This window comes from Pseudomonas sp. NPDC087615 (assembly GCF_044743445.1).
Lineage (GTDB): Bacteria > Pseudomonadota > Gammaproteobacteria > Pseudomonadales > Pseudomonadaceae > Aquipseudomonas > Aquipseudomonas baetica_A.
Genome location: NZ_JBIUWM010000022.1, coordinates 1 through 22,715 on the forward strand (window position 1 = coordinate 1; position 22,715 = coordinate 22,715).

At 59.4% G+C, this 22,715-nt stretch carries 21 protein-coding genes and 3 pseudogenes (1 of these 24 running past the window's edge); 14 read left to right on the forward strand and 10 right to left on the reverse strand.

Features of this window, described 5'->3' with window-relative positions; genetic code table 11:
• Positions 1–97: 97 nt before the first annotated feature.
• From gatC to ACIOU6_RS13000, 6 genes are all read left to right on the forward strand, one after another.
• Positions 98–385, forward strand: coding sequence for an Asp-tRNA(Asn)/Glu-tRNA(Gln) amidotransferase subunit GatC (gene gatC / locus ACIOU6_RS12975; RefSeq protein ID WP_007915356.1), 288 nt, complete (start codon positions 98–100; stop codon positions 383–385).
• A 16-nt stretch (positions 386–401) separates the two neighbouring features.
• The gene (gene gatA / locus ACIOU6_RS12980) at positions 402–1,853 is read left to right on the forward strand and encodes an Asp-tRNA(Asn)/Glu-tRNA(Gln) amidotransferase subunit GatA (RefSeq protein WP_221730048.1); all 1,452 of its coding nucleotides are present in this window, start codon (positions 402–404) and stop codon (positions 1,851–1,853) included.
• Between the two features lie 10 nt (positions 1,854–1,863).
• On the forward strand, positions 1,864–3,309 hold the full coding sequence (gene gatB, locus ACIOU6_RS12985; protein ID WP_401136744.1) for an Asp-tRNA(Asn)/Glu-tRNA(Gln) amidotransferase subunit GatB: 1,446 nt from the start codon (positions 1,864–1,866) through the stop codon (positions 3,307–3,309).
• Between the two features lie 149 nt (positions 3,310–3,458).
• The gene (locus ACIOU6_RS12990) at positions 3,459–3,833 is read left to right on the forward strand and encodes a septal ring lytic transglycosylase RlpA family protein (RefSeq protein WP_339494025.1); all 375 of its coding nucleotides are present in this window, start codon (positions 3,459–3,461) and stop codon (positions 3,831–3,833) included.
• A gap of 46 nt (positions 3,834–3,879) precedes the next feature.
• A complete protein-coding gene (locus ACIOU6_RS12995) occupies positions 3,880–4,941 on the forward strand; it encodes a calcium/sodium antiporter (protein WP_401136868.1) in 1,062 nt (353 codons plus the stop codon).
• 41 nt (positions 4,942–4,982) lie between these two features.
• A complete protein-coding gene (locus ACIOU6_RS13000) occupies positions 4,983–5,318 on the forward strand; it encodes a carboxymuconolactone decarboxylase family protein (RefSeq protein ID WP_260455539.1) in 336 nt (111 codons plus the stop codon).
• Between the two features lie 96 nt (positions 5,319–5,414).
• Here the strand turns inward: ACIOU6_RS13000 and ACIOU6_RS13005 are convergent, their stop codons facing one another.
• The 5 genes from ACIOU6_RS13005 to kdgD all read right to left on the reverse strand — a co-directional run bounded on the left by ACIOU6_RS13005 (position 5,415) and on the right by kdgD (position 12,022).
• A complete protein-coding gene (locus ACIOU6_RS13005; protein ID WP_221730051.1) occupies positions 5,415–6,356 on the reverse strand; it encodes an AEC family transporter in 942 nt (313 codons plus the stop codon).
• 156 nt (positions 6,357–6,512) lie between these two features.
• Complete coding sequence (gene garD / locus ACIOU6_RS13010) at positions 6,513–8,066, reverse strand: galactarate dehydratase (RefSeq protein WP_221730052.1); 1,554 nt, start codon at positions 8,064–8,066, stop codon at positions 6,513–6,515.
• An 11-nt stretch (positions 8,067–8,077) separates the two neighbouring features.
• A complete protein-coding gene (locus ACIOU6_RS13015; protein WP_401136748.1) occupies positions 8,078–9,529 on the reverse strand; it encodes an MFS transporter in 1,452 nt (483 codons plus the stop codon).
• Positions 9,530–9,590: 61 nt separating this feature from the next.
• The gene (locus ACIOU6_RS13020) at positions 9,591–11,036 is read right to left on the reverse strand and encodes an aldehyde dehydrogenase family protein (protein WP_401136750.1); all 1,446 of its coding nucleotides are present in this window, start codon (positions 11,034–11,036) and stop codon (positions 9,591–9,593) included.
• A gap of 74 nt (positions 11,037–11,110) precedes the next feature.
• Complete coding sequence (gene kdgD / locus ACIOU6_RS13025) at positions 11,111–12,022, reverse strand: 5-dehydro-4-deoxyglucarate dehydratase (RefSeq protein ID WP_221730055.1); 912 nt, start codon at positions 12,020–12,022, stop codon at positions 11,111–11,113.
• A gap of 234 nt (positions 12,023–12,256) precedes the next feature.
• Between kdgD and ACIOU6_RS13030 the strand changes: the two genes are divergently transcribed.
• The 4 genes from ACIOU6_RS13030 (at position 12,257) to ACIOU6_RS13045 (ending at position 14,840) form a co-directional block, all read left to right on the forward strand.
• Complete coding sequence (locus ACIOU6_RS13030) at positions 12,257–13,570, forward strand: phospholipase (protein WP_401136753.1); 1,314 nt, start codon at positions 12,257–12,259, stop codon at positions 13,568–13,570.
• A gap of 2 nt (positions 13,571–13,572) precedes the next feature.
• Entirely contained in the window at positions 13,573–13,764 is a 192-nt protein-coding gene (locus ACIOU6_RS13035; protein ID WP_339494030.1) for a hypothetical protein, read from the forward strand.
• Between the two features lie 209 nt (positions 13,765–13,973).
• Positions 13,974–14,288: a hypothetical protein gene (locus ACIOU6_RS13040; protein ID WP_311775940.1), complete on the forward strand. Its 315-nt coding sequence runs from the start codon at positions 13,974–13,976 to the stop codon at positions 14,286–14,288.
• Positions 14,289–14,486: 198 nt separating this feature from the next.
• The gene (locus ACIOU6_RS13045) at positions 14,487–14,840 is read left to right on the forward strand and encodes a hypothetical protein (RefSeq protein ID WP_221730059.1); all 354 of its coding nucleotides are present in this window, start codon (positions 14,487–14,489) and stop codon (positions 14,838–14,840) included.
• Between the two features lie 7 nt (positions 14,841–14,847).
• Here ACIOU6_RS13045 and ACIOU6_RS13050 read toward each other — a convergent pair whose 3' ends face one another.
• From ACIOU6_RS13050 to ACIOU6_RS13065, 4 genes are all read right to left on the reverse strand, one after another.
• Positions 14,848–15,594, reverse strand: a complete 747-nt coding sequence (locus tag ACIOU6_RS13050) for a FadR/GntR family transcriptional regulator (protein ID WP_221730060.1) — start codon at positions 15,592–15,594, stop codon at positions 14,848–14,850.
• Between the two features lie 131 nt (positions 15,595–15,725).
• Positions 15,726–17,453 carry an ABC transporter ATP-binding protein/permease gene (locus tag ACIOU6_RS13055; protein WP_401136758.1) on the reverse strand — a complete coding sequence of 576 codons (1,728 nt, stop codon included), beginning with the start codon at positions 17,451–17,453 and terminating at the stop codon, positions 15,726–15,728.
• 96 nt (positions 17,454–17,549) lie between these two features.
• Complete coding sequence (locus ACIOU6_RS13060) at positions 17,550–18,110, reverse strand: response regulator transcription factor (RefSeq protein ID WP_003221630.1); 561 nt, start codon at positions 18,108–18,110, stop codon at positions 17,550–17,552.
• Positions 18,103–19,365, reverse strand: coding sequence for an ATP-binding protein (locus ACIOU6_RS13065; RefSeq protein WP_221730062.1), 1,263 nt, complete (start codon positions 19,363–19,365; stop codon positions 18,103–18,105). The genes ACIOU6_RS13060 and ACIOU6_RS13065 overlap by 8 nt, the downstream gene beginning before the upstream one ends.
• A 313-nt stretch (positions 19,366–19,678) precedes the next feature.
• Between ACIOU6_RS13065 and ACIOU6_RS13070 the strand changes: the two are divergent.
• Positions 19,679–20,394 (forward strand): annotated as a pseudogene (locus ACIOU6_RS13070) (SIMPL domain-containing protein).
• Positions 20,395–20,582: 188 nt separating this feature from the next.
• On the opposite strand, the gene ACIOU6_RS13075 reads toward ACIOU6_RS13070, so the two are convergent.
• Positions 20,583–20,945, reverse strand: a complete 363-nt coding sequence (locus ACIOU6_RS13075) for a DUF6124 family protein (RefSeq protein ID WP_401136760.1) — start codon at positions 20,943–20,945, stop codon at positions 20,583–20,585.
• Positions 20,946–21,559: 614 nt separating this feature from the next.
• Between ACIOU6_RS13075 and ACIOU6_RS13080 the strand changes: the two genes are divergently transcribed.
• The 3 genes and pseudogenes from ACIOU6_RS13080 to ACIOU6_RS13090 all read left to right on the forward strand — a co-directional run.
• Entirely contained in the window at positions 21,560–21,751 is a 192-nt protein-coding gene (locus ACIOU6_RS13080) for a hypothetical protein (RefSeq protein WP_401136878.1), read from the forward strand.
• Positions 21,709–22,101: pseudogene (locus ACIOU6_RS13085) on the forward strand (ABC transporter substrate-binding protein); the annotation flags it as partial. The gene ACIOU6_RS13080 and the pseudogene ACIOU6_RS13085, both read left to right, overlap by 43 nt.
• A 260-nt stretch (positions 22,102–22,361) precedes the next feature.
• Positions 22,362–22,715, forward strand: a pseudogene (locus tag ACIOU6_RS13090) (ABC transporter substrate-binding protein); it runs 1,283 nt beyond the window's last position.

Below are 22,715 nucleotides of genomic sequence, written 5' to 3' on the forward strand. Positions count from 1 at the left end.
CCCCACAATCCCGGCCTTAAGCCCGTAGAAGAGCCCTAGTGTTCCGACAATCTAACACACGGACGCCGTCCGTTCTGTTTTCCACTGGAGAATCCCGATGGCGCTAGAACGCTCCGACGTGGAAAAAATCGCTCATCTGGCCTGTCTTGGCCTTAATGATGCCGATCTTCCGCACATTACTTCCGCCCTCAACAGCATTCTCGGGCTGGTCGACGAAATGCAGGCCGTCAATACCGACGGTATCGAGCCTTTGGCCCACCCGCTGGAAGCCAGTCAGCGCTTGCGCGCCGACGTCGTGACTGAAAGCAATCATCGCGAGGCCTATCAGTCCATCGCACCAGCGGTCGAAAACGGCCTGTATCTGGTTCCGAAAGTCATCGACTAAAGGGAAAGAGCCTGCAATGCATCAAATGACTCTGGCCGAGATCGCCCGCGGTCTCGCCGATAAAAAGTTTTCCTCCGAAGAGCTGACCAAAGTCCTGCTGGCGCGTATCACCCAGCTCGATCCGCAGCTCAACAGTTTCATCAGCCTCACCGAAGAGCTGGCCCTCGAGCAGGCGAAAGCCGCCGATATGCGACGGGCCAACGGTGAGAGCGGCGCCCTGCTCGGCGCGCCGATCGCCCACAAAGACCTGTTCTGCACCCAAGGCATTCGCACCAGCTGCGGCTCGAAGATGCTCGACAACTTCAAGGCCCCGTATGACGCCACCGTGGTTGCGAAACTGGCGGCTGCCGGCGCCGTGACCCTGGGCAAGACCAACATGGACGAATTCGCCATGGGTTCGGCCAACGAGTCGAGCTGGTACGGCGCGGTGAAAAACCCGTGGAACCTGGAACACGTGCCGGGCGGTTCGTCCGGTGGTTCGGCGGCGGCGGTTGCCGCTCGTCTGCTGCCAGCGGCGACTGCCACTGACACGGGTGGTTCGATCCGTCAGCCAGCCGCATTCACCAACCTCACGGGCCTGAAGCCGACCTACGGCCGCGTTTCGCGCTGGGGCATGATCGCTTACGCTTCCAGCCTCGATCAGGGCGGCCCGTTGGCGCGCACCGCCGAAGACTGCGCAATTTTGTTGCAAGGTATGGCCGGCTTCGATCAGAACGACTCCACCAGCATCGATGAGCCCGTGCCGGATTACTCCGCCAGCCTCAATACGTCGCTGCAAGGCCTGCGCATCGGCGTGCCGAAGGAATACTTCAGCGCCGGTCTCGACCCGCGCATTGCCGAGCTGATCCAGAACAGCATTAAAGAGCTGCAGAAGCTCGGTGCCGTGATCAAGGAAATCAGCCTGCCGAACATGCAGCACGCGATTCCTGCGTACTACGTGATCGCGCCGGCAGAGGCCTCCTCCAACCTGTCGCGTTTCGACGGCGTGCGTTTCGGCCACCGTTGCGAGCACCCGAAAGACCTGATCGATCTGTACAAGCGCTCCCGTGGCGAAGGTTTCGGTACCGAAGTGCAGCGCCGGATCATGGTCGGTGCCTACGCGCTGTCCGCCGGTTACTACGACGCCTACTACCTCAAAGCGCAGAAGATCCGTCGCCTGGTGAAGAACGATTTCATGGCGGCCTTCAACGAGGTCGACATCATCCTCGGCCCAACCACGCCGAACCCGGCCTGGAAGCTTGGCGCCAAGAACAGCGACCCGGTCGCGGCTTATCTGGAAGACGTCTACACCATCACCGCCAACCTCGCGGGCCTGCCGGGCCTGTCGATGCCAGCCGGTTTTGTCGACGGTCTGCCGGTGGGCGTGCAGTTGCTCGCGCCGTATTTCCAGGAAGGCCGTTTGCTCAACGTTGCGCACCAGTATCAGTTGAACACCGACTGGCACACTCGCACCCCAACCGGCTTCTGAGGAGACACACATGCAATGGGAAGTCGTGATCGGGCTGGAGATTCACACTCAGCTCACTACCCGGTCGAAAATCTTTTCCGGTAGTTCCACCACGTTTGGCTCCGAGCCGAACACGCAGGCCAGCCTGATCGACCTGGGCATGCCCGGCGTATTGCCGGTGCTGAACCAGGAAGCTGTGCGCATGGCCGTGATGTTTGGTCTGGCGATTGACGCCGAGATCGGTCAGCACAACGTGTTCGCGCGTAAAAACTACTTCTACCCTGACCTGCCGAAGGGCTACCAGATCAGCCAGATGGAATTGCCGATCGTCGGCAAGGGCCATCTGGACATCGCGCTGGAAGACGGCACGGTCAAACGTGTCGGCATCACCCGCGCGCACCTGGAAGAAGACGCCGGCAAGAGCCTGCACGAAGAGTTCAACGGTGCCACCGGTATCGACCTGAACCGTGCCGGCACGCCGCTGCTGGAAATCGTTTCCGAGCCGGACATGCGCAGCGCCAAGGAAGCCGTGGCTTACGTCAAGGCGATCCACGCGCTGGTGCGTTATCTGGGCATCTGCGACGGCAACATGGCCGAAGGTTCGCTGCGTTGCGACTGCAACGTGTCGATCCGTCCGAAAGGTCAGGTTGAGTTCGGCACGCGCTGCGAGATCAAGAACGTCAACTCGTTCCGTTTCATCGAGAAGGCGATCAACTCCGAGATCCAGCGTCAGATCGAGCTGATCGAAGACGGCGGCAAAGTGATCCAGCAGACCCGCCTGTACGATCCGAACAAGGACGAGACCCGTCCGATGCGTTCGAAAGAGGAAGCCAACGACTACCGTTACTTCCCCGATCCGGATCTGCTGCCGGTGATCATCGAAGAGTCGTTCCTCGGCGAGGTGCGCGCCACCCTGCCGGAACTGCCACCGCAAAAACGCGAGCGCTTCCAGAGCCAGTTCGGTCTGTCGGCCTACGACGCCAACGTGCTGGCCACCAGCCGTGAGCAAGCGGACTACTTCGAGAAAGTTGCAGCCATCGGCGGCGACGCCAAACTGGCGGCGAACTGGGTGATGGTCGAGTTGGGCAGCCTGCTCAACAAACAAGGCCTGGACATCGACGAGTCGCCGGTTTCCGCTGAGCTGTTGGGCTGCATGTTGCAGCGCATCAAGGACAACACCATCTCCGGCAAAATCGCCAAGGTAGTGTTCGAAGCGATGGCCAACGGTGAAGGCAGCGCTGACGAGATCATCGAAAAGCGCGGCCTCAAGCAAGTGACCGACAGCGGCGCGATCTCGGCAGTGCTGGACGAAATGCTCGCGGCCAACGCCGAGCAGGTCGAGCAATACCGCGCGGCAGACGAAGCCAAGCGCGGCAAGATGTTTGGCTTCTTCGTCGGTCAGGCCATGAAAGCCTCCAAGGGCAAGGCCAACCCGCAGCAAGTGAACGAACTGCTGAAAAGCAAGCTCGAAGGCTGACCACAATGGAGCCAGAGCCAAAGCCTGGCTCCGATCCCTGTGGGAGCGAGCCTGCTCGCGAAAGCGTCATGACATCCAATAGAGATATTGAATGTGATGGCCTCTTCGCGAGCAGGCTCGCTCCCACATTGTTAATTGGGAGCTTTCGAATGAAACACCTGCTCGGCGCCTGCGCCCTGCTCTCTTTACTGGCCGGTTGCGCCAGCACCGACATCATCGACCCGCACGGTTACGACCAGACCGGCGTCGCCTCCTATTACGGTGCCAGGCACCACGGTAAACGGACCGCCAGTGGCGAGCCGTTCAACCAGAATGCCCTGACCGCCGCCCATCGCCAGCTCCCCTTCGGCACGCGGGTGAAGGTCACCAACCTGAAAAACGATGAATCAGTCGTAGTGCGCATCAATGATCGCGGCCCGCATACCCGTGGGCGGTTGATCGATGTGTCTCGCGAGGCGGCCGAACAACTCGGTATGCTGCGCAGCGGCACCGCACGGGTTCGCGTGCAGGCCCTCGACGACTGATGGAGTGCCGACCATTTTCGGACTGACCGATCTACCACTGATCAGCGTGATCGAACTGCTTGCCGGGCTGTGCCTGCTGATCTTCGGCGCCGAACTGATGGTGCGTGCAGCCGTGCGCCTGGCCGCGCGACTGAATGTACGGCCACTGATCATCGGTCTGACCCTTGTTGCCCTGGGCAGCAGCGCACCGCAGATGGCGGTGAGCCTGCAAGCCGCGCTGGCACACAACCCTGACATTGCCGTCGGCAGTGTGGTCGGCAGCAGCATCTTCAACATCCTCGTGACCCTCGGTTTGTCGGCGCTGATCATTCCGCTGCGCGTGTCGCGACAACTGGTGCGCCTGGACATTCCGCTGATGATCGGCGCCTGTCTGCTGGTGTTCGTCCTGGCCTGGAATGAGGAAATCGGTCGTTTCGACGGTTTCCTGCTACTGACCGCACTGGCGCTTTACCTGGGTTTACTGCTGCGCCAGTCACGGCATTCGACACGACCGCACTCGGAACACGGCGAAGCAACGCAGACGTCCTGGATCGGCAGTTCGCTGATGATCCTCGTCGGTCTGGCGATGCTGGTGTTCGCCGGGCACCTGCTGTTGGGCGCTGCTGTTGTGGTGGCGACCGATCTTGGTTTTTCCGAACGTGTCATTGGTCTGACGGTGGTTGCCGTAGGCACCTCGCTGCCGGAACTCGCCACGTCGCTGATCGCGGCATTGCGCGGGCAACGGGACATCGCCGTAGGCAACGTGATCGGCGCCAACCTGTTCAACTTGCTTGGTGTGCTTGGCATCACCGCATTGATCGCACCGACACCGTTGTCGGTCTCACCCAACGCGCTGGATTTCGACCTGCCGGTGATGCTCGGCGTCGCCGTGCTGAGCCTGCCAGTGTTCTATTCCGGCTACCGGGTGACCCGCGCCGAAGGTCTGTTGCTGCTCGGCTTGTATCTGGCGTACGGACTGCACGTGGTGTCGTTCACCACTGGCATGCCGCTGGCCGGCAAACTCGAGCGGCTGATGCTGTTTTATGTCTTGCCGACGCTGCTGACGTTTCTGCTGTTCACGTCGATACGCGCCTGGCGCCGCCAACACCACAAGAGGGATGTGCCGTGACCGATTCGAAGCAATCCGGGGTTGAAATCCGCCGCCAGGTAATGGGCGATGCGTTCGTTGATCGCGCGCTGGGCAACGCCACCGAGTTCACCCAACCGTTGCAGGATTTCGTCAATGAGCATGCCTGGGGTGGCGTGTGGAATCGCGAAGGGCTGCCGCTGAAAACCCGCAGCTTGATTACGCTGGCCGCGTTGACTGCACTGAAGTGCCCACAAGAGTTGAAAGGTCACGTACGCGGCGCGTTGAACAATGGCTGCACAGTGGAAGAGATACGCGAGGCGTTGCTGCATTGCGCGGTGTATGCCGGCGTGCCGGCGGCGATTGATGCGTTTCGGGCGGCGCAGGAAGTGATCGACAGTTACCGGAAACCTGAGTGACTGGACTGACGTCTTCGAGAGCAAGCCCGCTCCCACAGGGGCATGCAGTGCAAATGTGGGAGATTCTATGTTGCTCAACACCCCTTGAATCTCAGGTCAGATCCACCCACCCCACTGCAAGATGAAGATCCCGAGATTGGTGGTCACCGCGGCCATCAACGTGGTCAGCACGATAATCGCCGCCGCGAGTTCATGATTGCCCTGCGCCGCCCGGGCCATGACAAAACTGGCCGCCGCCGTCGGGCTGCCAAAATAGAGAAACAGAATCCCCAACTCCGGCCCGCGAAAACCCCACAGCCAGGCACCGACCGTTGCCAGCAGTGGCAGACTGATCATTTTCACCAGACTCGAACTCAGCGCCATGCTGCCGCTCTTGCGCAACGCCGCCAGCGATAGCGTGCCGCCAATACAGATCAACGCCAGCGGCAAGGTGGTCTGCGCCAGATACTGACCCGAGGTTTCCAGCCATCCCGGCAGACTGATCTTGAAATAGGCAAACGGTGCCGCCGCAATCACGCTGATGATCAGCGGATTGCTGAACACGCTTTTACAGATGCTCCATGGATCGGACTTGATCACCGGGCTGTACACCGCCAGCACAATGGTCGAGAGCGTGTTGTAAAACAGAATCACCAGCGCGGCGAGAATCGCCCCGACGGAAATCCCGTAGTCGCCGTACATGCTGGCGGCGAGCGCCAGACCGATGACGCCGTTATTGCCGCGAAACGCGCCTTGGGTATAGATGCCGCGATCTTCGCGCGGGCATCTGAAAATCGCCCAGCCCCAGGCAATGGCGAAGCAGACAAGGGTGGCGAGCGAGAAGTAAATCAGCAACGCCGGTTGCAATGCGGCGTGCAGGTCAGCATGCAGAATGCCGAGGAACAGCAACGCCGGCATGGAAACATTGAACACCAGTGCCGACGCTGTATGGATGAAGTTGTCGTTGATCCAGTCGATGCGCTTGAGCAGCACACCGAGAAACAGCATGGCAAATACCGGCGCGGTGATGTTCAGGGTTTCGAGGAAAATAGCCAGCATGCCGCAGAGCCTTGGGTGAGCGTCGTTAGGGGCCTAATGATAAGCCACAAGTTCTCCGGCGTCTGTGAGTCACTCTTCGCGAGCAAGCCCGCTCCCACATTTGAACTGCGTTTCCCTGTGGGAGCGGGCTTGCTCGCAAAGAACGATGACGCGGTCTCAGGTAATCGGCGCCGGATTGAACAACGTAATGTCGTTGTGCAGCTTGTGTTTCTCCGCCCACGTTTGCTGCTTGCCGCTCGCCACATCCAGGTAGTAGTGGAACAACTCCCAACCCAGTTCCTCGATCGTCGCTCGCCCGGTGGCAATCCGCCCGGCGTCGATGTCGATGAGGTCAGGCCAGCGCTGCGCCAACTCGGTACGCGTCGAGACCTTCACCACCGGCGCCATCGCCAGCCCATAAGGCGTGCCGCGCCCAGTGGTGAACACATGCAGGTTCATCCCTGCCGCCAACTGCAATGTGCCGCAGACAAAATCGCTGGCCGGTGTCGCACAGAAAATCAAACCCTTGTGCTTGAAGCGCTCACCCGGGCCAAGCACGCCATTGATCGCGCTGCTGCCGGATTTGACGATCGAGCCCAAGGACTTCTCGACAATGTTCGACAACCCGCCCTTCTTGTTGCCCGGCGTGGTATTGGCGCTGCGATCTGCTTCACCCTTGGCCAGATACCGGTCGTACCAGTCCATCTCGCGGACCAGTTCCTCGGCGATCGCCTTGGTCTTGGCCCGAGACGTCAGCAGATAAATCGCATCGCGCACTTCGGTGACTTCAGAAAACATCACCGTCGCCCCCGCCCGCAGCAGCAAGTCCGAGGCATACCCCAGCGCCGGGTTAGCGGTGATGCCGGAGAACGCATCGCTGCCGCCGCACTGCATGCCGAGGATCAGCTCGGACGCCGGCACGGTTTCGCGGCGGCGCTGATCGAGCTTCTTCAGACGGACTTCGGCCAGCGCCATGATCTGCTCGATCATTTCGGTGAAACCGTGACTGGAATCCTGCAAGCGATACAGCCACGGCTCGCTGAGATCCACCGACGCATCGTCCTCATGCATCACCTGCCCGGCCTGCAATTTCTCGCAACCCAGGCTGATCACCAACGCCTCGCCCCCCAGGTTCGGGTTGCGCGCCAGATTGCGCACCGTGCGAATCGGGATGTACGCGTCGGTGGCGGTGATCGCCACGCCGCAGCCGTAACTGTGGGTCAGTGCGACCACGTCATCGACGTGCGGGTACTTGGGCAGCAGCTCATCCTTGATGCGTTTCACCGCGTGATCAAGCACGCCGGTCACGCATTGCACGGTGGTGGTGATCCCGAGGATATTGCGCGTGCCGACGGTGCCGTCAGCGTTGCGATACCCCTCGAAAGTGAAACCTTCCAGCGGCGCCTGAGCGTCCGGCACCTCGGTGGACAGCGGCAAACTGTCCAGCGGCGGCGCAGTCGGCATGCGCAGTTGATCTTCCTTGACCCAACTGCCACGGGGGATCGGCTGCAATGCGTAGCCAATGATCTGGCCGTAGCGAATCACTTGCCCGCCCTCGGGAATGTCTTGCAGCGTGACCTTGTGGCTCTGCGGCACAAAATCCACCGTCACCAGGCCATCCGGAAATTCAGTACCGGCCGGTACCCCTTGGTCATTGACCACAATCACTACATTGTCCCGCTCGTGCAGGCGGATGTAGCGCGGCGAGTCGGAATGTTCAATCAACTGCATGACGCCGCTCCTCAGGAATTCGCTTGAGACAATTTACCCGTGGTTTCGGAACCACCCTGGGTGGGTGGCTCTTTGAGCACCACACGTTTGATCGGGCCGACGATGACCAGATAGCTGAACACCGCCACCAAGGCGTTGGCACCGACGAACACCAGCGCCCATTTGAACGAACCGGTGGAGCTGATGATGTAGCCGATCACGATCGGCGTGGTGATCGAAGCAATGTTGCCGAAGGTGTTGAACAGGCCACCGCTCAGACCGGCGATCTGTTTTGGCGACGTGTCGGACACCACCGCCCAGCCCAGTGCGCCAACGCCCTTACCGAAGAAGGCCAGCGCCATGAAGCCAACGACCATCCATTCAACATCAACATAGTTGCAAGCGACGATGCTGCTGGAAACCAACAGGCCGGCAATGATTGGCGCCTTGCGGGCGAACGTCAGTGAATGCCCCTTGCGCAGCAGGTGATCGGAAATAACCCCGCCCAGCACGCCGCCGATAAAACCACAGATTGCTGGCAACGACGCAATGAAACCGGCCTTGAGAATGGTCATGCCACGCTCTTGCACCAGATACACCGGGAACCAGGTCAGAAAGAAGTACGTGATGCCGTTGATGCAGTACTGGCCCAGGTACACGCCGAGCATCATGCGGTTGGTCAGCAATTGGCGGATGTAGTCCCACTTCGGGCCATCAGCCTTTTTGCCTTTGTTCTGATCCATATCGACCATGCCGCCGTTGTCGGCGATGAACTTTACTTCCGCTTCGTTGGCCATCGGGTGTTGGCGCGGGCTGTGGATAACCTTCAGCCAGATCAGCGAGAAGACGATGCCGAACACGCCCATCACAATGAACACGTGCTCCCAGCCGTATGAATAGACGATCCAGCCCATCAGCGGCGCGAACAGCACCGTGGCAAAGTATTGCGCCGAGTTGAAGATCGCCGAAGCAGTGCCGCGTTCAGCGGTCGGGAACCACGCCGCCACAATCCGTGCGTTGCCGGGGAACGATGGCGCCTCAGCCAGCCCGACCAAAAAGCGCAGCATGAACAGCGCGACGATGGCCGTGGACATGCCGAACTCACCGACAAAGCCTTGCAGCACGGTGAACAGCGACCAGGTGAAGATGCTCAGGGCATAGACTTTTTTTGAGCCGAAGCGATCGAGCAGCCAGCCGCCGGGGATTTGCCCGGCCACGTAGGCCCAACCGAATGCAGAGAAGATGTAACCGAGGGTGACCGCGTCGATACCGAGGTCTTTTTGCAGGCTGGAACCGGCAATGGCGATAGTCGCGCGGTCGGCATAGTTGATCGTGGTCACCAGAAACAGCATGAGCAGGATCAGATAGCGGACGCGAGTCGGCTTGGACGATTGCATGTAGATGTACTCCCACTGATTATTTTTATGCGCGGGTGAATCTTCTTTGGTGTTGCTTTTGTGGGAGCGGGCCTGCCGGCGATGCAATCACCTCGGTTTTTCAATTACACCGCAGTGATGCCATCGCTTGCCGGCAAGCTCCCACAGATCAGGAGCCGATGTAGCTGGTCTTCACGACCGTGTAAAACTCTTGCGCATAGCGGCCTTGCTCACGAGATCCATAGGATGAACCTTTACGCCCACCGAACGGAACGTGGTAATCCACGCCCGCTGTCGGCAGGTTGACCATCACCATCCCGGCCTGGGAGTGGCGCTTGAAATGGTTCGCGTACTTGAGCGACGTGGTGGCGATGCCCGCCGACAGACCGAATTCAGTGTCATTGGCCATCGCCAGCGCAGCATCGTAATCAGCCACGCGCACGATGTTGGCCACCGGGCCGAAAATCTCTTCACGGCTGATACGCATCGACGCTTCACTGTCGGCAAACAGCGTCGGGGCGAGGAAGTAGCCTTCGGTATCGCACGTCACCAAACCACCGCCGCTGACCAGACGCGCGCCTTCGGATTGGCCGATATCTATGTACTTCATGTCCTGTTCAAGCTGCGCTTGCGAGACGACGGGGCCAATATCGGTGCCGGATTTCAGCGCGTGGCCGACCTTGATCGACTTCATGCGCTCGGCCATGGCTTCCACGAACTTGTCGTGAATCCCGGCGGTAACGATCAAGCGGCTCGATGCGGTGCAACGTTGGCCGGTGGAGTAGAACGCGCTCTGCACCGACAACTCGACCGCTTGCTTGAGGTCGGCGTCGTCGAGAATGATCTGCGGATTCTTGCCGCCCATTTCCAGCTGAACCTTGGCCTGACGCGACACGCAGTTGACGGCGATCTGCCGCCCGACGCCGACCGAACCGGTGAAGCTGATGCCATCGACTTTCGGGCTGTTGACCAGTGCTTCGCCCACCACACGACCGCTGCCCATCACCAGGTTGAACACACCGGCCGGGAAACCGGCGCGGGAGATGATTTCGGCCAGCGCCCAGGCGCAGCCCGGCACCAGATCCGCCGGTTTCAGCACCACGCAGTTGCCGTAGGCCAGGGCCGGGGCGATTTTCCACGCAGGGATCGCAATCGGGAAGTTCCACGGTGTGATCAGACCGACCACACCCAGCGCTTCGCGGGTGACCTCGACGTTGACGCCCGGGCGCACCGAGGGCACATAGTCGCCGGACAGACGCAGGCATTCACCGGCGAAGAATTTGAAGATATTGCCGGCGCGGGTCACTTCGCCGATGGCTTCGGGCAGGGTCTTGCCCTCTTCCCGGGCCAGCAGGGTGCCGAGTTCTTCGCGGCGGGCGAGAATTTCAGTGCCGACTTTATCCAGCGAATCGTGACGGGCCTGAATCCCCGAGGTCGACCACGCCGGGAAAGCGGCGCGAGCGGCGTCGATGGCGGCGTGAACCTGAGTCAGGTCAGCCTTGGCGTAATCGCCAATGGTGTCGTTCAGCTCGGACGGGTTGATGTTGGCCGAGTAGTCGGCACCGGCAACCCATTCACCGTTGATGTAGTTGTCGTAGCGTTTTGCATTGGTCACAGAGCAGCCCTCAAAACTAAAAGCCTTCACGCAAAAAGCCGCTGATTGCTCAGCGGCCTCGCATTTTTCAGGTGTTATTGCGCACCTTGCTTGTCGATCAGCGCGGCGAGCATTTCGTACTCTTCGCCCGTCAGATCGGTCAGCGGTGCCCGCACCGGGCCTGCGTCATAGCCGGCGATTTTGGCGCCTGCCTTGACGATGCTCACGGCATAACCAGCCTTGCGGTTGCGGATGTCCAGGTACGGCAGGAAGAAGTCGTCAATGATCTTGCCGACGGTGGCGTGATCTTCGCGGGCAATCGCGTGGTAGAAATCCATCGCGGTTTTCGGAATGAAGTTGAACACTGCCGACGAGTAAACCGGCACGCCCAGCGCCTTGTAGGCAGCGGCGTAGACTTCGGCAGTCGGCAGACCACCCAGGTAGCTGAAGCGATCACCGAGGCGGCGACGAATCGACACCATCAACTCGATATCACCCAGACCGTCCTTGTAACCAATCAGATTCGGGCAGCGCTCGGCCAGACGTTCCAGCAGCGGCGCAGTCAGGCGGCAGACGTTGCGGTTGTAGACGACCACCCCGATGTTGACCGATTTGCACACCGCTTCAACGTGGGCGGCAACCCCGTCCTGGCTCGCTTCGGTCAGGTAGTGCGGCAGCAGCAACAGGCCTTTGGCGCCCAGACGCTCGGCTTCTTGAGCGTATTCGATGGCCTGACGGGTCGAACCGCCAACGCCAGCGAGGATTGGCACGCTGGTCGCGCAGGTGTCGACGGCAGTCTTGATGATTTCCGAATATTCGCTGGCGGCCAGGGAGAAGAACTCACCGGTGCCGCCGGCGGCGAACAATGCCGAGGCGCCATAAGGGGCCAGCCATTCCAGACGCTTGATATAGCCCGCGCGGTTGAAATCACCCTGCGCGTTGAAATCGGTGACCGGGAAGGACAGCAGACCGGTGGAGAGGATGGACTTCAGTTCTTGTGGATTCATTATTCGAACACCCTGGGTAGCAATATTGTTGTGGTTGGACCGTTCAGCCTTCGCCGAGGTTGTAGGTCATCGTACAACTTAAAAAATAACCGTCAACTGCATTTCATCGCAGGGCACGTTTTTTTGTCGGACAAGATCGATTCTTGACGTAGGAGTTTTCTCGACTAAAGTTAAATTTACTGTACATCCATACAGTCAAATAAAACCTGCCGACGACATATCAAGGAGATAGAAATGTCCGGTCTACAAACGAAACCCCAGGAAAAACCCAAACCGGTCATTGCCCGTTTTGATGATCTGTTTACTCAATCCGGCATCGACATCAGCACCGAAAATCCGCATCTGGTGCTGCACATCGCCGATGCCCACAGCGATGTAGAGCCTGCCACCGCCCTCCCCGATCAAGCCTTGAAGGGCAAGCTGCAAGCACGGTTCGAGGGCGCTGAACACACGGCCATCGGCGACAACACACTGCTGCGCTTCAACGAAGATGCCCAACCGATCCTCGCGCAAAACGTGCCATTGCATCTGCCCAATGGCTTGGTGCTCACCTACGGCCAAGTGCTGGCGCTGGGCGGCGACTTCTACGGCATCGTCGATCAGCCGATCAACGAAGGCGCAACACCGGTCGACCGCCTGCAACGCTTCAACGCGGCGTTCAATTCTCTCGCGGTCACTGCCGCTTCAAGGGCCGAAGCAACACAGATTCTCGCGGTCATGCAAAAAGAGATCGACGCGGTTAAACAGGCAATAAAGGACGGTAAACATCCCCACGAGGCCTATGACGCGCTAGGAGATACGTTGTCCGAAGAGTGGAACAGAATCACCGGCGGCGGCAGTTTTATCTCGGCGCTGTTTCCACTGGGGCGCTATCTGAAACTGGCGGCGAACAATGCTGATCATTTCGGCGAATGGGCAAAACTGGCCTACATCGCCGGCCACACTGCGGCCTTGCAAACCGCCATGGCCGCCCACGCCAATCACGATGAGCAGCAACTGGAACGGGCTTACGCGATGAACGCGTTTGCCGACCACTTCCTCACCGACCTGTTTTCCTCCGGCCACCTGCGTGTGCCACGCAAGGCGTTGGCTGCTGCGGTCACGCCGAGCGATCTGGGTTCATTGATTACGCGTTTCATGCACGACGAGGACAGCAAATTCGGCCTCAGCGTGCGCAACGCTTATGGCGATCAATGGCGTGCGTTCGGCGACAAGCGCTACTTCGAAGCCACCGACGCCGACAACCGCCAGCAGGTCAATCAAGCGGTGCAAGCCTCGGCGGACGAAGTGTTTGCGGCGTATCTCAGCGGAAAAATGCCCGTTCCGTCCACATTTTCTGCACTGCAACGGCTGCCGGATCTGACGGCTGTGTTGAACCCGGCAAACAATTTCTCGGCGCTGTTTCGCACACAGGGCAGCAAGGTGCTGCGGCGCAAGGATGTAAACAACCTCAATGACACCGCGACCGTCGACGACTGGTGGGGTTGGAGCACGTACCTGCTGCTCAAGGATTACCACCCCAGCGGCAACACCAATCAAGGAGATTGACCATGACGATCAAACTGAAACTGGAACTGGCCTCGGGCCAATCACTGAAGGGCGCGCCTCTGGAGTTATTGGCCAAAGGCCTGCCAATTGCCCGGGCGACGGTGGATGCCCAAGGTTATGCAACCTTTGATGCCAACCCCATTGCCGGCCTCCTCGCTGTAAGGGTCGACCGTTCAATTATGCCGCGCCACTGACAACATCCGCCCCCCCCTGTAGGGACTGCCGCAGGGGGGCTTTGAAATGGCTGGAAATGAACGGTTTAAAACACGCCCAGCAAAAGTCTCTTACCGTGCAGAACTGCCGTGAATGGATCACGGCCCACTACGCACGGAGAGCGCCCCTCATGATTTTTGTCCCACCCACACTTGCGCAATTTCTGCCTCATTCATCTGAAACGGCAACCGTGAACCTATCGGAACTGAGCGATCACCTGATCATTGAAGTCCCGGACTCCAGCGACTTTGCAGCCAACTGGAGCGTCTACGCCATTCTCGGCGAAGATCCCGAAGAGCCTGAATGGGCTGGCGAAGAAGTCGACACCGGCGCCTGGGATGACGCCGAGGACGAGATGGAAAAACTGACGGGCATCGAATTGCAGATTCCAAAGGAAGTGCTGAAGACGTACGTGAATTGCGAAATCGAACTGCGCTACAAGTTTCAGGATGAATCGAGCATGGAGCCGTTTTCGGCCCCGTTGATGCTGCGTATCGAAGCCTGATGTCCGGGCGTGCCTGTTGATCGGGCGCGCCGCTCAAAAGACATAGACCGTTCGTCGGGACTGGTATTTCTTACAGGTGCCAGCCATTTCGGATCTCGGCCTTAATGGCTGAGGAGTTAACGAACCGGCTCCGACAGCGCCAAGCCGTAACTTGCGCTCATTCAACGGCTTGAAGGGACAGTGAAAAGGAATTTGATCATGACTGCACACGTAAAAGTGTTGGCTGCTCCAGAGCTCCAGGAAGCCGTGAACGGGGTACTACACGTTGGCAAATTGCAGGAAAAAGCCCACGGTGTGGTAAACGCTTACGCAAACCAGGCTGCCGGCGACGTAGTTGCGCTACACGTAAAAACGTCTACCGGTAACAGCTTTGAAACCGAAATCACAGTGACTGACTTGCAGGCCGGAAAGCCCCTCGTGCTCGCTGTTCCCAAAGATGTTTTTGAGAAAAAACTCGTTCCAAAAGCCACTGCCGATCTGCACTACACCGTGGCAAGAGGAGGGCAGAATCTCGGGAGCTCCGACATTCTGCATGTGAATCTCGAACGCTAAACAGCAATCACCCCTGCGCCTGCGCCTCTTCATGGGCCTGGCGCAGTCTTTCACGGCTGTTGGTCAGGTGCAGACGCATGGCCGCACGAGCCGCATCGGAATCCTGGCGGGCGATCGCCTCATAAATTTCTTCGTGCTCGCGGCTCAGGCGATTCATGTAGTGCTGTTGATCATCATGGGCCAGACGCGCCGAATTCAGCCGCGTGCGCGGGATGATGCTGGTGCCCAGGTGGGTCATGATGTCGGTGAAGTAGCGGTTGCCAGTGGACAAGGCTATTTCGAGGTGAAAGGCAAAGTCCGACGCGACGGCATCACTGGCATGGGACACGCTATCGTTCAGCGCATCGAGGGCAGCGCGCATGGTCGCCAGTTGCTCGGGGCTGCGGCGTTGTGCAGCGAGGCCGGCGGACTCCACTTCAAGGCTGATGCGTAATTCAAGAATAGCCAGCACATCACGCAGGGTGACGACCGTGGCCGGGTCGATACGGAAGCCGCTGGGGCTCGGCGTATCGAGTACAAAAGTGCCGATGCCATGACGGGTTTCCACTTGCCCGGCCGCTTGCAGTCGGGAAATCGCCTCACGCACCACGGTGCGGCTGACGCCATGGGCTTCCATGATCGCCGACTCGGTGGGCAACTTGTCGCCGCGCTTGAGCAGGCCATCACGGATCTGCTCGCTCAGCACCGTCACTAATTCCTGTGCGAGGCTGCGGCGCTTGCGCGGAAGGCGCGGGGTGTCGATCAGGTTTTCCATGGTTTGTATCGGGTCTCGAAAATTCGGCTTGGTTGGCATCATAGCTCAAGCGGGTTGTACGATCACTTTCCGTTAACACCACAAATCCTGTGGGCGTTGGCTTGCCAGTTCCCACGGGATTTGTGTCGTGATCATGCCGTTACGGTTTGCTCAACCAAATGGCCGCCGTCGATCCGCACATGCCGTGGGTGGAATCGTTTCAGGCTGCTGCGATGGCCGACGCTGACGATGCTCAACCCCGGCAATTGATCGATCAGCGCCTGATACAGCGTCGCTTCGTCTTCTTCATCCATCGCCGACGTGGCTTCATCCATGTACAGCCATTGTGGTGCGTAGAGCAGCGCGCGGGCGAAGGCCAAGCGCTGTTGCTCGCCCGGCGACAACATGCGCTGCCAGTGATTGGCTTCATCTACACGGGCTACCAGATGCGGCAACCGACAGGTTTCCAGCACTTGTGCATAACGCTGCGGCGTATAGGTATCGCCCGGCTGTGGATAACTCAGCGCTTCGCGCAGGGTGCCGATGGGCAGATAGGGTTTCTGCGGCAGGAACAGATAACGCGCCGCTGGCAGACGAATATTGCCGTGCCCCGCCGGCCACAAATGCCCCATCGCGCGCAACAGCGTGGACTTGCCACTGCCGGAACGGCCACTGAGCATGACGCGCTCGCCCGGTTCAACGGTCATGTCGGCACTGGTCAACAGATGACGACCGTCGGCCAGATCCAGCCCCAGGTCATGCACCTTCAGCTCACTGCCTTGATTTTGCACATCAATGGCCGGCGGGCGGTCTTCGTTGTCGGTCATCGCCTGCCGGAAACTCAGCAAACGATCACAGGTGGCGCGCCAGGAAGCGAGGCTCTGGTACGCGTTGATAAACCAGCTGAAACTCCCCTGAACGTTGCCGAATGCCGAGCTGATCTGCATCAACTCGCCCAGTTCGATCTTGCCGGCGAGGTAACGCGGCGAAGCAACGATGAACGGGAAGATAATGGCGGCCTGGGTGTAACCGTCGGTAAAGAACGTCAGGCGCTTGGACACTTTCATGATGTCCCAGAAGTTATGCCAGACCATCCCGAAACGGCTGCTCAAGCGACGGTTCTCGTTCGGTTCGCCGTTGTACAACGCGATACTTTCGGCATTCTCGCGAATCCGCACCATGGAAAAACGCAGGTCAGCTTCAAAGCGTTGTTGCTGGTTGTTCAGACCGATCAAGCGACGACCGATCAAATGCGTCAGCCAGCTACCCACCACGGCGTAAACCAGCACGCACCAGAACATGTAGCCGGGAATGGTGATGCCATAGATTTCGATGCTGCCCGATACGCCCCACAAAATGATCGAGAACGACACCAGACTGACGATATTGCGCAACAGCCCGATACCCAGTTCAAGGGTGTTGGACGTGAAATTGTTGAGGTCTTCGGAAATCCGCTGGTCCGGGTTATCGGTGTAACCGCCCTGCTCCAGTTGGTAATAATTCTTGTCGGCGAGCCAGCGCGAGAAATGCTTTTCGGTCAGCCACGCCCGCCAGCGGATCGTCAGCATCTGCGTCAGATATTGCCTGTACACGGCACCGACAATCGCAACGGCCGCGATCACACAGAAGTACAGAATCAGATGCCAGAACGCCGCTTCGTCCTTCTTTTGCAAAGCGTTGTAAAAATCCTTGTACCAGGTGTTGAACCACACCGAGATCCCTACGCTGAGCAGCGAGAGCGCTATCACCGCAATCAGCAGCGTCCAGGCCTTTACCTTCTCTTCACTGCGCCAGTAAGGCGTGATCATCGCCCACACTTTGCGAAAAAACTGGCCGCGCACAGCATCGTTGACCGCGGAATGTTCAGCGTTCGGATTCATGGATAAGGCTCGATATGGAAGAGAACAGACACGCACCGATCATAAATGATCGGTGCGTTTTATCGCGAGGGCTGCCGATAGTCGTTCAGCGCAGGTTCAGCGACGAACCGGGCGCTTCTGCAGTTTGCGCTGCAGGGTGCGGCGGTGCATGCCCAAGGCGCGAGCCGTGGCGGAGATGTTGCCTTCGTGCTCGGTGAGTACGCGCTGAATGTGTTCCCACTGCAGGCGATCGACCGACATCGGGTTTTCCGGCACCAGACTGTCGAGGTCGGCGTGTTCGGAGAGCAGCGCGGCGAGTACGTCGTCGGCATCGGCCGGCTTGCACAGGTAGTTGCAGGCGCCGCGCTTGATCGCTTCGACCGCCGTGGCAATGCTCGAATAACCGGTGAGGATCACCACGCGCATTTCCGGGTCCAGCTCCAGCAACTTCGGCAGCAATACCAGCCCGGAGTCGCCGTCCATTTTCAGATCGAGCGCGGCGTAGTCCGGCAGGTCAGCCTGGGCAATGGTCAGGCCTTCCTCGGCGGAACCGGCAGTGCTGACGCGAAAGCCGCGGCGGGCCATGGCGCGCGCCATGACTCGGGTGAAAGTCGCGTCGTCGTCGACCAGCAGCAAATGCGGCAGTTCTTCGCCTTCCACTTGGATTTCGTCACTCATTTTGCTCTCCTCGGGCACCGTGAGGCAGGCGCAGCTCGGTGAGCGTGCCGCCTTCCTCATGACTATAGAGTTTCACTGAGCCGCCGGCGCGTGTCACGCTGGCCTTGCTCAAAAACAGGCCCAGGCCGAAACCTTTGCCCTTGGTGGTAAAAAACGGTTTGCCAATCTGCTCGGCGATGGCCAGCGGCACACCGGCGCCATGGTCCCGAATGCTGATGGTCAAGTTTTCCGCGTCCCAATCCAGCGTCACCTGAAGGTTCTCAGGGCAGGCGTCGGCGGCATTGTTGAGCAGATTCAACAGTGCCTGGGTCAGATCCGGCGGCGGTGCCATGCGCGGCACCGCACCCTGGCCGAGACGCTGGAAGCGATAACTGGCCTCCGGACGCATCAAATGCCAGCGGTTCAGCGCTTCGTCGAGCCAGACCGTGACGTCCTGCATCTCAACGGCCAGGCGCCGATTGGCCTCCGCGGCGCGCACCAACTGTTGCAGGGTTTCCTTGCAGAGCTTGACCTGGTCCTGCAGCACCTTCAGATCGTCTTGCAGCATCGGGTCGGGATGATCCTGCTGCATCTCTTTGAGCAATACGCTCATGGTCGCCAGCGGCGTACCCAATTCGTGAGCGGCGCCGGCGGCCTGGGTGGCAACGGCGAGCAATTGCTGGTCGCGCAGACCTTCCTCGCGACGAATCGCACGCAACTCCTCCTGACGACGCAACTCCTCGGCCATGCGCGCAGCAAAGAACGTGATCACCGCCGCCGCGAGCGCGAAGCTCAGCCACATGCCATAGACCTGCAGGTTCTCCCGGGCGATCGGCAAGGTTTCCAGCGGGTAGAACCGCGTCAGCATCAGGGTGTACAGCGCCAGTGCGATACCGGACAGGACCACCGAATAGCGCCAGGGCAGCGTCACCGCAGCAATGGTCAGCGGCACCAGATAATAGGAAACGAACGGGTTGGTCGAACCACCGGAGAAATACAGCAGCGCACTGTGGATCACCAGATCACAGGCCAATTGCAGAGCGTATTCGAGTTCGGTCACCGGCCACGAAGTACGCAAGCGCACAGCGGTGAAAACGCAGAGCAGCGTCGAACAGCCAAGCGTCATCGCCAGTTGCACCCACGGCAACGGCAACAGTTGCAGCCAATAGGCCAAGCCTACGGACCCGGCCTGCGCGGCGAGCACCAGCGTGCGGATGAAAGTCAGCCGCCAGAGGTTCTGGCGAGTGGCGGAAGTCAGTTGTACGGGGGCGAGCATGAGCTCTCCTGATGAGCGCTCCAGGCGGATCGCACGGAGTATAACCAAGCCGCGCCCTCGAGAGGCGAAAGTGCGGCAAACGACCACATGGCGAAAACATGTTCGGCGGCTATAAAAACGCCTTCGCGAGCAGGCTCGCTCCCATAGAGGAATGCATTTCAAAGGTGGGAGCGAGCCTGCTCGCGAATGGCTGCGCAGCAGCCCCGGGCATCTGTATAGAAGTTGTAACTGGGCGAACCGGAGCGCAGAAGCTACAGTCTGATGGTTTCACGCAGGCCCGAACCAACCCCTGCGCCCTCATCAAGGAGCCTTCATGCACACATTTCGCCGCCGCGCCGCCCTTCTCGCCCTGACCGTCGGCAGCATCGCCAGCCTCCCGGCCCTGGCCGCCGATGAGCTGCACTACAACCAGATTTCCCTGCGCGCCGAAGTCAGCCAGGAAGTGGCCCGCGACCTCATGATCGTGACCCTCTACACGGAAGAGCAAAACACCGACCCGGCCAAACTCGCCGCCGACGTCAGCACCACCATGAACAAGGCTCTGGCCCAAGCCAAGCAAGTCAAAGACATCACCCTGCGCCAGGGCAGCCGCAACAGCTACCCGATCTACGACACCAAGGCCAGAAAATCACCGGCTGGCGTGAACGCGCCGAACTGCGCCTGGAAAGCGCCGACTTCGCTGCCCTGTCCAAACTCACCGGCGAACTGCTGACCGACCTGAAAATGGGCGGCATGGACTTCGCCATCGCCGACCCGACCCGCAAAGCCAGCGAAGACGCCCTGCTCAAAGAAGCCGTCACCGCCTTCAAGGCCCGCGCCCAACTGGCCACCGACGCACTCGGCGGCAAGGGCTACAAAATCGTCAACCTGAACCTCAACGCTAACGGTTACCCACAACCTTACATGCGCGCGCCGATGATGATGAAAGCGGCCGGCATGGATTCGGCACCGGTGACGCCTGAGGTTGAAGCAGGTACTAGCCAGGTGAGCATGACCGCTGATGGCTCGATTGAAGTGCTGATGCAGTGATGTGATGTGGGCTGAATGAAAAACCGGCGATCAGAGCATGATCGCCGGTTTTTTTGTGGCTGGATTTTGTGGTGAATGCTCCGCCGCCATCGCTGGCAAGCCAGCTCCCACAAGGTCATGCGTCGATTTCAAAATCAGCACAAAAACCTGTGGGAGCTGGCTTGCCAGCGATGAACGATAACGCGGTCTCAGGTTTGTGGATCAACCCGATCCAGCGCCCGGTTCACCGCCAGTTCGGCCAGCATGATGATCTGCTGAATACCCAGCACCGTATTGCGCTGCGTGCCGCCAAGCTCATTGGCGAAGTTGCTGGCTGCGGCACTGGCCGAGGCCAGTGATTCACAGGCGTGAGCCAGCAGGCTTTCGGTGTCGACGTTGGGACAGACCATAAACATCGTGCTCGGTTGGCGCGGTTTTCTGGTTTCGGGACAGAGATAGAAATCGAGGGCGCGCTTGATCGCTTCGCGGTTTCGGGCGAGGTCATCGGCGCGCAGGGCTTCTTCGAGCGGGGTTGGTTTATCTTCGGGTGGATCGGGTACAGGCTTGGTCATTGGAATGTTCCTAATCAATAGCCAATCACTTGCCGTTTCTCACGCGACGGAGTGGTGGCAGCAGTGTGCGGGGTGAGAAACCGGTAGGAACAAGCCCGGCCGGACCGAAGTCCGCCCGCACACAGCCGCCATAGAACATTGCAGACAGCAGAAATGCCGGCGGCAATTATGGTGGTACTGATGTTGGATTAACAGTTCCTATGGGTTCTCACACCCGATCGCTGAACCTTCAGCGACAACCAAAGCCTAGAGATCGCACGTCCGACGGACAACCTGAAAACCTTGTGGGAAGGTTCTGGTGATTTCACACATCTCTAAACACACCGAAGTAATCGGGTGACTGAACGGGCCTCTTCGCGAGCAAGCCCGCTCCCACAGTTTGCACGGAGTACACCTGCCAGAAATGGGTCGGTTGTCAGGCCGCCATCGCTAGCCGCTCCCACAGCAACAGCAAAAGATCGAAGCCTACAGCGGAGACAAGCACACCCCGCACGCGGCGCATGCCGCCCCACTCAACACAATGAGCGCAAGCTCGAGTACCGCTCTTGGTCTTAAAAGACCCGTCGGCAGGCTGAGTGGAGGGATTGATCCGGGGGGGGGAGCGCAGCGACCGCTTGGCGAAGCCAAGCACATCGAGAGGAGGTGCAGCGCAGCAAACCGCAGGCGATGCGCCCGGATCAATACCGCAGGGAAGGAACAAGGCCTACTGGAAAACCGAGGACGTGAAGCTCGACAACCTGATCTTCTCAATCACCCCGGACGCCGCCGTGCGCCTGCAGAAACTCAAGGAATGTCGGCGCAGATGATCCAGCAGGATTGGGACAAGATCGGGATCAAGGCCAACATCGTCAGCTATGAATGGGGTGAGAACATCAAGCGCGCCAAAAATGGCGAACACGACGCGATGATCTACGGCTGGACAGATGACAACGGTGACCCGGCCTACGACAAACTCGTGCAGCAAGCCAAGGTGTCCACCGACAAGTCGCAACGGGTAAAACTGTATCAACAGGCCCAGCAAATTCTTAAACAACAGGTACCGATCACACCGATTGCCAACTCGACGGTGTTCCAACCGCTGCGCAAGGAAGTCACTGACTTGCGCATTAGCCCATTCGGCCTTACACCCTTCTATGGTGTGGGTATAAATAGGTAACACCAAGCCCCAAGGCGGCGCGCACAACGTGACCAGCGCACCATTTTGGGGCTCCGTTTGCACCGAAAAAATCGCCCGCAAACGGTCAAATGCGTCAACTTTTACACATATGCGACATTAAGGTACGTTCGTGCCACGGTTTAAGGCCGACAGTCGCTCTGCATCTTGCAATGGGTATGGCCCCTGCATAAGTATCCGCAGGCACGACTCACGAGGTCGTACCTCACAACTAAAAAATGACAACAAATCATGAGGCCAACATGCTTAAACACGCGGTCATTCCGTTTTTAGTCGGCGCAGGCTTGTTAGCCTCCGCACCATTCGCATCCGCTGCGACTAACCTGGTGTTCTGCTCCGAAGGGAGCCCGGCCGGATTCGACCCAGGCCAATACACCACCGGAACCGACTTCGACGCCTCAGCCGAAACCATGTTCAACCGCCTGACCCAGTTCGAGCGCGGCGGCACCGCCGTTACTCCTGGCCTGGCGACCAAGTGGGACATTTCCGATGACGGCCTGACGTACACCTTCCACCTGCGTGAAGGCGTCAAGTTCCACACCACCCCGTATTTCAAGCCGACTCGTGAGTTCAACGCCGACGACGTGCTGTTCACC

Coding starts and splice junctions, on each gene's coding strand:
- ACIOU6_RS12990 (WP_339494025.1), top strand. CDS start 3,459: ATGAAACACCTGCTCGGCGCCTGCGCCCTGCTCTCTTTACTGGCCGGT.
- ACIOU6_RS13065 (WP_221730062.1), bottom strand. CDS start 19,365: ATGCTCGCCCCCGTACAACTGACTTCCGCCACTCGCCAGAACCTCTGG.
- gatC (WP_007915356.1), top strand. CDS start 98: ATGGCGCTAGAACGCTCCGACGTGGAAAAAATCGCTCATCTGGCCTGT.
- ACIOU6_RS13045 (WP_221730059.1), top strand. CDS start 14,487: ATGACTGCACACGTAAAAGTGTTGGCTGCTCCAGAGCTCCAGGAAGCC.
- kdgD (WP_221730055.1), bottom strand. CDS start 12,022: ATGAATCCACAAGAACTGAAGTCCATCCTCTCCACCGGTCTGCTGTCC.
- ACIOU6_RS13000 (WP_260455539.1), top strand. CDS start 4,983: ATGGGCGATGCGTTCGTTGATCGCGCGCTGGGCAACGCCACCGAGTTC.
- ACIOU6_RS13035 (WP_339494030.1), top strand. CDS start 13,573: ATGACGATCAAACTGAAACTGGAACTGGCCTCGGGCCAATCACTGAAG.
- ACIOU6_RS13055 (WP_401136758.1), bottom strand. CDS start 17,453: ATGAATCCGAACGCTGAACATTCCGCGGTCAACGATGCTGTGCGCGGC.
- ACIOU6_RS13050 (WP_221730060.1), bottom strand. CDS start 15,594: ATGGAAAACCTGATCGACACCCCGCGCCTTCCGCGCAAGCGCCGCAGC.
- gatA (WP_221730048.1), top strand. CDS start 402: ATGCATCAAATGACTCTGGCCGAGATCGCCCGCGGTCTCGCCGATAAA.
- ACIOU6_RS13030 (WP_401136753.1), top strand. CDS start 12,257: ATGTCCGGTCTACAAACGAAACCCCAGGAAAAACCCAAACCGGTCATT.
- gatB (WP_401136744.1), top strand. CDS start 1,864: ATGCAATGGGAAGTCGTGATCGGGCTGGAGATTCACACTCAGCTCACT.
- ACIOU6_RS13075 (WP_401136760.1), bottom strand. CDS start 20,945: ATGACCAAGCCTGTACCCGATCCACCCGAAGATAAACCAACCCCGCTC.
- garD (WP_221730052.1), bottom strand. CDS start 8,066: ATGCAGTTGATTGAACATTCCGACTCGCCGCGCTACATCCGCCTGCAC.
- ACIOU6_RS13060 (WP_003221630.1), bottom strand. CDS start 18,110: ATGAGTGACGAAATCCAAGTGGAAGGCGAAGAACTGCCGCATTTGCTG.
- ACIOU6_RS13005 (WP_221730051.1), bottom strand. CDS start 6,356: ATGCTGGCTATTTTCCTCGAAACCCTGAACATCACCGCGCCGGTATTT.